Genomic DNA, 7,503 nt, shown 5'->3' with positions numbered 1-7,503 from the left:
ATCGGAACACACCATGACCGACAGCCCCGCATCCCTGGCCGCGCACGTACGGCGCGACATCTCGATTGATCAGCAACTCGCGTTGAGAACAGCCTCCACGCGATTGCACGACGATTTCGCCGAGCACTTCGGGGTCGAGACCATCGAACGGTTCCTCCACTCCTCGTATGACCAATTCGCCGGGCGCGCAACCGTTCCTAATTTTCTGCCGCTGCTGGCCGAACGGTGGGCACGCCAACGGCTCACCGCGTTGGCGCGCGTCGAGGGCAAGGTGACCGACACCAAACCCACGGTGCTGTTCCTGTGCACCCACAACGCGGGTCGGTCTCAAATGGCCCTCGGCTATTTCAACCACCTCGCGGGCGACCAGGGCGTGGCGTGGTCCGGTGGGTCCGAACCAGGCAACGAGATCAACCCCGCCGCCGTCCAGGCGATGGCCGAGGTCGGTATCGACATCACCCGCGAGTTTCCCAAGCCGTGGACCGACGAGATCGTGCAAGCGTCCGACGTCGTGGTCACGATGGGGTGCGGCGACGCCTGCCCGTTCTTCCCCGGCAAGCGTTACGAGAACTGGGATTTGACCGACCCCGCCGGGCAAGGTGTTGACGTTGTTCGACCGATCCGAGACGAGATCGAAAGCCGCGTGCGCCGCCTGCTGGCCGAACTCCACATCACGCCAGTCAGTTGAGCGCCAAACCGAGCGTGCTGTTCGTCTGTGTCAAGAACGCGGGCAAGTCGCAGATGGCGGCGGGGCTGATGCGCAAGGTCGCGGGCGACACCGTGGACGTGTTTTCGGCGGGCACCAGGCCGGGTGACGCCCTCAACGCCCTGTCCGCCGAGTCGCTTGCCGAGGTCGGCGTGGACATCTCAGCCGAGCACCCAAAGCCCATTGACCGTGATGTCTTGGCTCACGTGGATCGGGTCGTCGTTCTGGGACGCGAGGCGCAGGTCGAACCAACCGAGGGCGTCACGGTTGAAACCTGGGTCACCGACGAACCGTCCGAACGAGGCATCGACGGGATTGAGCGGATGCGGTTGGTCCGCGACGACATCGCCCGCCGTGTGGAGACGCTGCACCGATCATTGCTGGGGGACTGACTGGTAGCCACCGCCGACCCCGCTAGCGGTCCGACACACCTGAGATTGCGGACTAGTTTTGGTCGGCAGGCGTCGGTGTCCGCATCGGTCACGTCCCGTGGAGTGGTGTAAGAGCGGTCGCGTGTCCGCGTGTGGCTCTGTGGTAGCCACTATGCCGTGAGAGCGGCTGTGGGGGCAATGGTTTCGGCACTTTGGTCACTGACGTCGAGCAGAGCGAGGCTGGTCTCGGAGAGGTAGCGCTTGTCGGCGACCTGCCATTCGTCGTGGGCCTCAACGAGTACCGAGCCGGCCAGCCGTAACAGCGCGGCGGGGTTGGGGAACACGCCGACGACGTCGGTGCGGCGTTTGATTTCCTTGTTCAATCGCTCCAGTGGGTTGGTTGACCAGATCTTTTTCCAGTGGGCCACCGGGAAGTCGGCGAAGGCGGTGATGTCGGCGGCGGCCTCGCGCAACATGGTTTCGACCTTGGGGAACTGGCGGCCGAGCATGCCGGCGATGGTGTCGAGTTGTTCGCGCACGTGCTCGGCGTCTGGCTGGGCGAAGACGGTGCGGATCGCGGCGGCGACCATCTCTGCGGAGCCCTTGGGCACTTGGGCGAGCACGTTGCGCAGGAAGTGCACTCGACACCGCTGCCAGGCGGCCCCGATCAGCACGGCGTCAATGGCACTGCGCAGTCCGGCATGGGCATCGGAGATGACCAGTTGGACTCCGGCCAGACCGCGGGATTTCAACGACCGCAAAAACGCGGTCCAGAACGCCCCGTCCTCGGAGTCTCCGACCTCAAAGCCCAGTACCTCGCGGCGCCCGTCAGCGGCCACCCCGGTGGCGATGACCACCGCCTGCGACACCACCCGATGATTCACCCGGGCCTTGCAGTAGGTGGCGTCGAGGAAGACATACGGAAAGCGCTGATCACCCAACGGCCGGTCCCGGAAGGCCGCGACCTCGGTGTCGAGGTCTTTGCAGATCCGGCTGACCTCGCTTTTGGAGATCCCGGTATCGGTACCCAGTGCCTTGACCAGATCGTCGACCTTGCGGGTGGAGGTGCCGTGCAGGTAGGCCTCCATCACCACCGCGAACAAGCACTGATCGACCCGGCGACGCCGCTCCAACAACGCCGGGAAAAATGACCCGGTGCGCAGCTTGGGAATCCGCAGTTCCAGGTCCCCTGCGACCGTGGACAGCGTGCGCGGACGCGAGCCGTTGCGCTGATTGGAGCGGGTCTCGGTGCGCTCATGGGGAGAAGCCCCGATGAACGCGGTCAACTCCGCGTCGATCAAGGCTTGGTAGATCGTTTCGGCGGCTTGAGTGATCCGCTCACCGGCATCGGCGGTGCGCAGTGCGTCGAGCACCTCCAGCAAGGCAGACTGGTCCAGGGCCATCGCGATGTTCCTCTCGGTAGTGATTCTTGGTCGTTTCACCACAGAGACTCACGCGATGGCCCTCTTACGTCAGGGACCGACACGCCGCCATCACTTACACCACTCCCCGGGACGCTCCCTCCGCATCGCCGTGTTTCGCCACGTCGTAAGGCGTTGCACGGTAACCGATATCGGTATAGCTAGGTTAGTTTTGTTATACCGCAACGGCTTTCAGGCTTTCCGGCTATGCACGCAAGCGGCTTAACGTAGGGGCATGACAGCCGCTAGCCCGCCCGCGCCCGCCACCCATCCGCGCACCCACTCGGTGGAGTTCTGGCGTTCCCGGCTCGGTGCAATGGCCTCGCGCGGCGAGACCGACGGCCCCCGCGTCGACGAGGCGCGCGCCGCGTTGTCGTGGCTGCGGCGGCACGCGTTCCTGGTAAGGAACCTCGACATCACGCCGGAACGGGCCGACTCGCTCATGGACCTCATCGACCAGCACGCCGAGGCCGACACCGAGACGGTGGCCCGGTGAACGACACGCCGTCTCACGTCATCGCCCGGCGCGGTACTCCCGCCGCGCTCGCCGCACTGCGTCCACAGCCGCCGCGTCGGTACAGCCAGGCCGAGCACCGCGACCGGCGGCGCGTCGGGCTGACCGTCGGCCAGTACGGCGGCGACTGGTCCCTGGCCCGCGAGATCGCCGAGCAGGTGAACCCGTTGGCGCAGCGGATCGCCGATGATGCCCGGCCCAGCCGGTTCCTGCGCTCCACAGCGACGGTGACGTGGATGGCCGAGGAGGTCCACGAACTCGTCGGCGATGTCGTCGGGTGGGTGGCCGAGGCCGATGCCCGCCGCCGTACCGCGCACCTGGCCAACGAGCCGGGCAAGCGCCGCTACGCGGTGACCACGCTGGTGGACCTGGCCCCGCGCCCGGCGCTGCCTCACATCACCGAGGAGGACCTGGCGACCGGCGCGTGGGCGGCGGCGTTGGTGGCGATGGCCGAGACGGTCGATGCCGAGTTCTCCACCCTGTTGGCGCAGTCGCACCCGCCGAACGCCGCTGCGCTGCGGGGGCAGCCGTCGCGGTCGGACCTATTGGCGCGGCTGCTGTCTCGCACCATCGACCACGCCGCGACGGCGCTGGAACGCCGACTGAACCGCGACGACTACGCCGACCACCGCCAGGACCACCAGAACACCGACGACCGCGCCCGCGCCGAACTGGCCGCTATGGGCATCGACGCATAGGAGACACCGATGACCACCGCACTACCCGACTTCCCAGTGACCACCCACCCCGACATGCTGCCGGTGCGTTTCGAGGCACCGCCGGTCAACCCTGCGCCCGGCGGTCTGTACTCGTCGGTGTTCTGGACCGACGTGGGCACCGACGAGGCCAGTCGTCACCTGACCGGCGTGGAGGTGCGCGGCGCGAACTTCCCCGGCGACCAGGTGGGCGTGTGGGATACAGATTGGTGTGGCGTTCCCGCCCTGGACGGCGACCGCAAGGAGGGCGAGCGCGGCGGCGTGCTTGACCCGTTCGACCCGCTGGTGGTCTGGGCGTTCGACTCCTGCGATGCCACCGAGCCGTCGCGCCGCGAGGTGGAGCAGCGCGCTGCGCAGGCGTTGCGGCTGCGGGAGTCGGTCGTGGTGGCGCGTCAGTTCGCCGCGCGGCTGTTGGTCGATGCCGCCGACCTGGACGCCATCCCGGCGGTGGCCGACGTGGTGGCTGCGCTGGCGCACATTGAGGCCGAGTTCGCCGAGGCCAACGTGCTGGGCTACGTCCACGCCTCACCCGCTTGGCTGCCGGTGTTCGTTGCGGCGCAACTCATCACGCGCTCGGGTGCGAAGTGGACGACCCCCGGCGGGCACGCGCTGGTGTTCGACGGCGGTTACCGTGCCGGGCTGGCTGGCACCATCGTGGCCACCAGCGCGCCGCTGTTCGGGTGGCGCGACGTGCCGCAGGTCCGCACGGCGTTGGACGAGCGCCACAACCTCTACGTCGCCGTCGCCGAGCGGTCGGTGCTGGTGGGCTACGAGGCCGTGGTGGCAGCGGTGGAGGTGACGCCGTGACCGCCGCCGATGCCGACGCGCCGGACACCTACACCGGCCCGGCCTGCCAGTCGTGCGGGGGGCCGTGCTGGCGGCACCGGGGCAGCGTGTGGGGATACACCTGCGCGGCGTGCATCGACCGTCACCTGGACGCGGCGGCAGCGCGTGGCGATGCCCGCGACCGCAGGGAACGTCAGAAGAACGCCCGAAAACTGTTGGAACGCAACGACACGCAGACCCCGGTCACTGCCGATCGACGCCGGGACGGTGGTGGACCGGATGTGTTCCGCACCGCCGCCCCGGCGTCGGCCACCGCGCCGTGACCAGCCGCCAACACCACCAGGGAAGGACACACCACCAATGACCACCGAGCCGACCATCACCAGGGACGACCTCATCGCCGTGGCCGAACAGGTCGCACGCGCGACCCTCGCCGCTGCTGCGGGCCGTCCCGCCGTCCGCACCGCTGCGGCCCGGCCCGCCGCGCCGACCCCACCGAAGCCAGCGCCCGCATCCAAGCGCCTGCCGACCGTGGCCGACCTGACCGCCCGCCAGCGGCAGCACCTCGAAATCTGCGTCCATGAGGCGGGCCACTCCGTGGCGGGCGTGATTTTCGGCGCTCAACTGCGCACCGCTGTGGTGAGCGACAGCCGCGTGTCGGGCGTGGAGGGTGTGACCAGCTTTTCCGACTCTCCGCACGGGCGTGACGAGGAGATCACCTATGCGGGGCCGTGGGCACAGGCGCGGTGGCGTGCCGGTGGTCGCCGTCCGACTCAGCGTGAGATGTATGCGTTGTTCGACGGTGGCGCGCGTAGTGATTGCGGCGTGCTGACCGCCGCTGGCGGCACCCACCTCGGGCACGCCGTCCAGCCCGTCATCGAGCGCGCCTGGCCCGCCGTGATCCGCGTGGCCAAACAGCTCCACCGCACCGGGGAGGTCAACCAGACCGACGTGTGCGAGGCGCTGGGCATCACCGATGGCGGCGGGCCAGGCAGCTCGCAACTGGCCGGGCTGCGAGCCGGTATGCGCCCCGTTCCACCGCTTACCTGACCGCCCCGCCGCGCTCCGATTGGCCTCGGTAGAGCGCGGTGGGCCAGCACCCAACGACGACGGCACCCACCGACCACCCGAGGAGACACGATGACGCCCAATCCGTTTCACGACTTCTGGTTGCCCGACTACTGCCCTCGGTGCAACCCGGCGGGGCACCACGCCGACCGCTGCGTGCGCCTCGCCACCCACACCGAGCCCGATGCCGTCACCTGGCGCGGCGGTAGGGGCGTCGTGTGTGAGTACGTATGCGACCGCTGCGAACACTCTTGGACGCGCTCGGACCTGTGGGACGCGCAGTGCGCCGGGTTAAAACCCCAACGGAGGGCCGCATGACAGCGATGACCGACCGCCCGCGCACCCCCATCGCGGCCATGACCGCCGCCCGTGCCACCGCGTCGGCCCGCGCCCGGCGGCGACCAGACACCCCGGCGGAATTGGCCCGGCGGCTCATCCCCGGCTACGTGGTCACCCCGGCCATCAAGCTGCTGTCCGACGAGTTGGTGCGTGCGGTGGAGACGCCCGACGCGCGGCTCATCGTCACGATGCCGCCGAGGACTGGCAAGAGCGTTCAGACTTCGCAGGTGTTCCCGGTGTGGCTGCTGTCGCGCGATCCCGACGCCGAGGTCATCGTGAAGTCCTACGGCGACGCCCTGGCTGAGGAACACAGCGCCGCCGCGCGGCGACTCATCGCCGAGAACCCCGCCGTCGTCGGCATCGAGCTGGCGGCGGACAAGCAGGCCGTGGGCCGCTGGCGGGTTGCCGGTCACCGGGGAGGCATGTTGGCGGGCGGCATCCTGTCCAGCACAACCGGGTTCGGCGCATCGGTGCTGTTGGTCGATGACCCCGTGAAGGGTGCGCAGGAGGCCGACTCCGACGCCTACCGCAAGCGCCTCTATGCCGAGATGCGTGCGTCATTGATGACCCGGCTGATGCCCGGCGCGTCGGCCATTATCGTCCTCACCCGGTGGCACCCTGACGACCTCGCCGGGTCGCTGCTGGCCGAACCCGGCAGCCGGTGGCGCTGCGTGAACATCCCGGCCATCAGTACCGCCGGGGTGCCCGACGCGCTGGGCCGCGAACGCAGCGGCGTGGCAATGACATCCGCCGTCGGGCGCACCGCCGAGCAGTTCCGCGAGATCAAGACGGAGGTGGGTTCGCGGGCGTGGGCGGCGATGTATCTAGGCACCCCGTCCACCCCCGAGGGCGGGCTGGTCAAGGCGGCGTGGATTGACACCTGGCGGCTGCCAGCCGCGCCGCCGGGGACGGTCAAGATCGTGGTGGGCGTGGACCCCGCCGACTCGGGGCAGGGCGACGAGACCGGCATCATCGCCGCCGCGCTAACCGCCGACGGCGTGGTGGCGCTCATCGCCGACGTGTCGGGCCGGATGACATCGGACGCCTGGGCGGTGCGGGCCGTGCAGCTCGCCGCCGACGTGGGTGCCAGCGAGATCGCCGTGGAGGCGTTCGCCGCCAGGGCGACCTACACCCGGTTGGTCACCGAGGTGCTGGCGCGGTTCCGCGTGGACCGGCCCATCCGCGTCACCGGCTGGCCACCCAAGGGCACCGACCGCGGCAAGGGCGACGCCGTGGCCCGGTCCACCGGCCTGCTCGCCGCGCTGGAGGTCGGACGGTGCCGAGTGGCGGGGTTCCTGCCCGACTTCGAGGCGCAGGCGGTGACGTGGGAAGCGGGCAGCACCAGCCCGACCGGGTGGCGGCGGCAGTGGTGGCCTACGACGTGCTGGCGCACTCCATCGGCCAGGGGATGCACGTAGTCACCCCAATGGACACCGCCCGCCGTGCCCGCGAGGGCAAGATTTCACCGCCCCCGGCATGGATGACGCGCCGGGTGGGTGGCCGGTGACCGGCTGCACCGCCGTCCTGCGCACCGTCGGCACGATAGGCGGCGGGGAGTTGGCTAGGGCGGGCCGGGCGAAGC

The 7,503-nt window shown here is 69.4% G+C and carries 8 protein-coding genes and 1 pseudogene; 8 read left to right on the top strand and 1 reads right to left on the bottom strand.

Annotated elements, in window-relative coordinates; translation table 11 throughout:
- Positions 1–13 precede the first annotated feature (13 nt).
- Both NF20_RS06135 and NF20_RS06130 read left to right on the top strand, forming a co-directional pair.
- Entirely contained in the window at positions 14–688 is a 675-nt protein-coding gene (locus NF20_RS06135) for an arsenate reductase ArsC (protein ID WP_011724187.1), read from the top strand.
- Positions 685–1,098 (top strand): low molecular weight phosphatase family protein, encoded by a 414-nt coding sequence (locus NF20_RS06130; protein ID WP_023862343.1) that lies wholly within the window; start codon positions 685–687, stop codon positions 1,096–1,098. Before NF20_RS06135 ends, NF20_RS06130 begins: the two co-directional genes overlap by 4 nt.
- 149 nt (positions 1,099–1,247) lie before the next feature.
- Here the strand turns inward: NF20_RS06130 and NF20_RS06125 are convergent, their stop codons facing one another.
- Complete coding sequence (locus NF20_RS06125; protein ID WP_011725525.1) at positions 1,248–2,480, bottom strand: IS256-like element IS1245 family transposase; 1,233 nt, start codon at positions 2,478–2,480, stop codon at positions 1,248–1,250.
- A 253-nt stretch (positions 2,481–2,733) separates the two neighbouring features.
- Here NF20_RS06125 and NF20_RS06120 point away from each other — a divergent pair, with 253 nt between their 5' ends.
- The 6 genes and pseudogenes from NF20_RS06120 to NF20_RS06095 all read left to right on the top strand — a co-directional run bounded on the left by NF20_RS06120 (position 2,734) and on the right by NF20_RS06095 (position 7,428).
- A complete protein-coding gene (locus NF20_RS06120) occupies positions 2,734–2,994 on the top strand; it encodes a hypothetical protein (protein WP_011724189.1) in 261 nt (86 codons plus the stop codon).
- Positions 2,991–3,710 carry a hypothetical protein gene (locus NF20_RS06115; protein ID WP_011724190.1) on the top strand — a complete coding sequence of 240 codons (720 nt, stop codon included), beginning with the start codon at positions 2,991–2,993 and terminating at the stop codon, positions 3,708–3,710. The genes NF20_RS06120 and NF20_RS06115 overlap by 4 nt, the downstream gene beginning before the upstream one ends.
- Before the next feature lie 9 nt (positions 3,711–3,719).
- The gene (locus NF20_RS06110) at positions 3,720–4,535 is read left to right on the top strand and encodes a hypothetical protein (protein ID WP_011724191.1); all 816 of its coding nucleotides are present in this window, start codon (positions 3,720–3,722) and stop codon (positions 4,533–4,535) included.
- Positions 4,532–4,837, top strand: coding sequence for a hypothetical protein (locus NF20_RS06105; RefSeq protein ID WP_011724192.1), 306 nt, complete (start codon positions 4,532–4,534; stop codon positions 4,835–4,837). The genes NF20_RS06110 and NF20_RS06105 overlap by 4 nt, the downstream gene beginning before the upstream one ends.
- Positions 4,838–4,874: 37 nt before the next feature.
- Positions 4,875–5,564 (top strand): hypothetical protein, encoded by a 690-nt coding sequence (locus NF20_RS06100; RefSeq protein WP_011724193.1) that lies wholly within the window; start codon positions 4,875–4,877, stop codon positions 5,562–5,564.
- A 332-nt stretch (positions 5,565–5,896) separates the two neighbouring features.
- Positions 5,897–7,428, top strand: a pseudogene (locus NF20_RS06095) (terminase large subunit domain-containing protein).
- Positions 7,429–7,503: the final 75 nt, after the last annotated feature.

The organism is Mycobacterium sp. MAC_080597_8934 (assembly GCF_000523975.1).
Taxonomy (GTDB): Bacteria; Actinomycetota; Actinomycetes; order Mycobacteriales; family Mycobacteriaceae; genus Mycobacterium; species Mycobacterium avium.
The sequence above is the reverse complement of the archived record's forward strand: the minus strand, read 5'-3'. Positions and strand labels throughout refer to the sequence as shown.

What these genes read in the sequence shown, in the direction of transcription:
- NF20_RS06135 (WP_011724187.1), top strand. Translation starts at nt 14, where the DNA reads ATGACCGACAGCCCCGCATCCCTGGCCGCGCACGTACGGCGCGACATC.
- NF20_RS06125 (WP_011725525.1), bottom strand. Translation starts at nt 2,480, where the DNA reads ATGGCCCTGGACCAGTCTGCCTTGCTGGAGGTGCTCGACGCACTGCGC.
- NF20_RS06120 (WP_011724189.1), top strand. Translation starts at nt 2,734, where the DNA reads ATGACAGCCGCTAGCCCGCCCGCGCCCGCCACCCATCCGCGCACCCAC.
- NF20_RS06110 (WP_011724191.1), top strand. Translation starts at nt 3,720, where the DNA reads ATGACCACCGCACTACCCGACTTCCCAGTGACCACCCACCCCGACATG.
- NF20_RS06100 (WP_011724193.1), top strand. Translation starts at nt 4,875, where the DNA reads ATGACCACCGAGCCGACCATCACCAGGGACGACCTCATCGCCGTGGCC.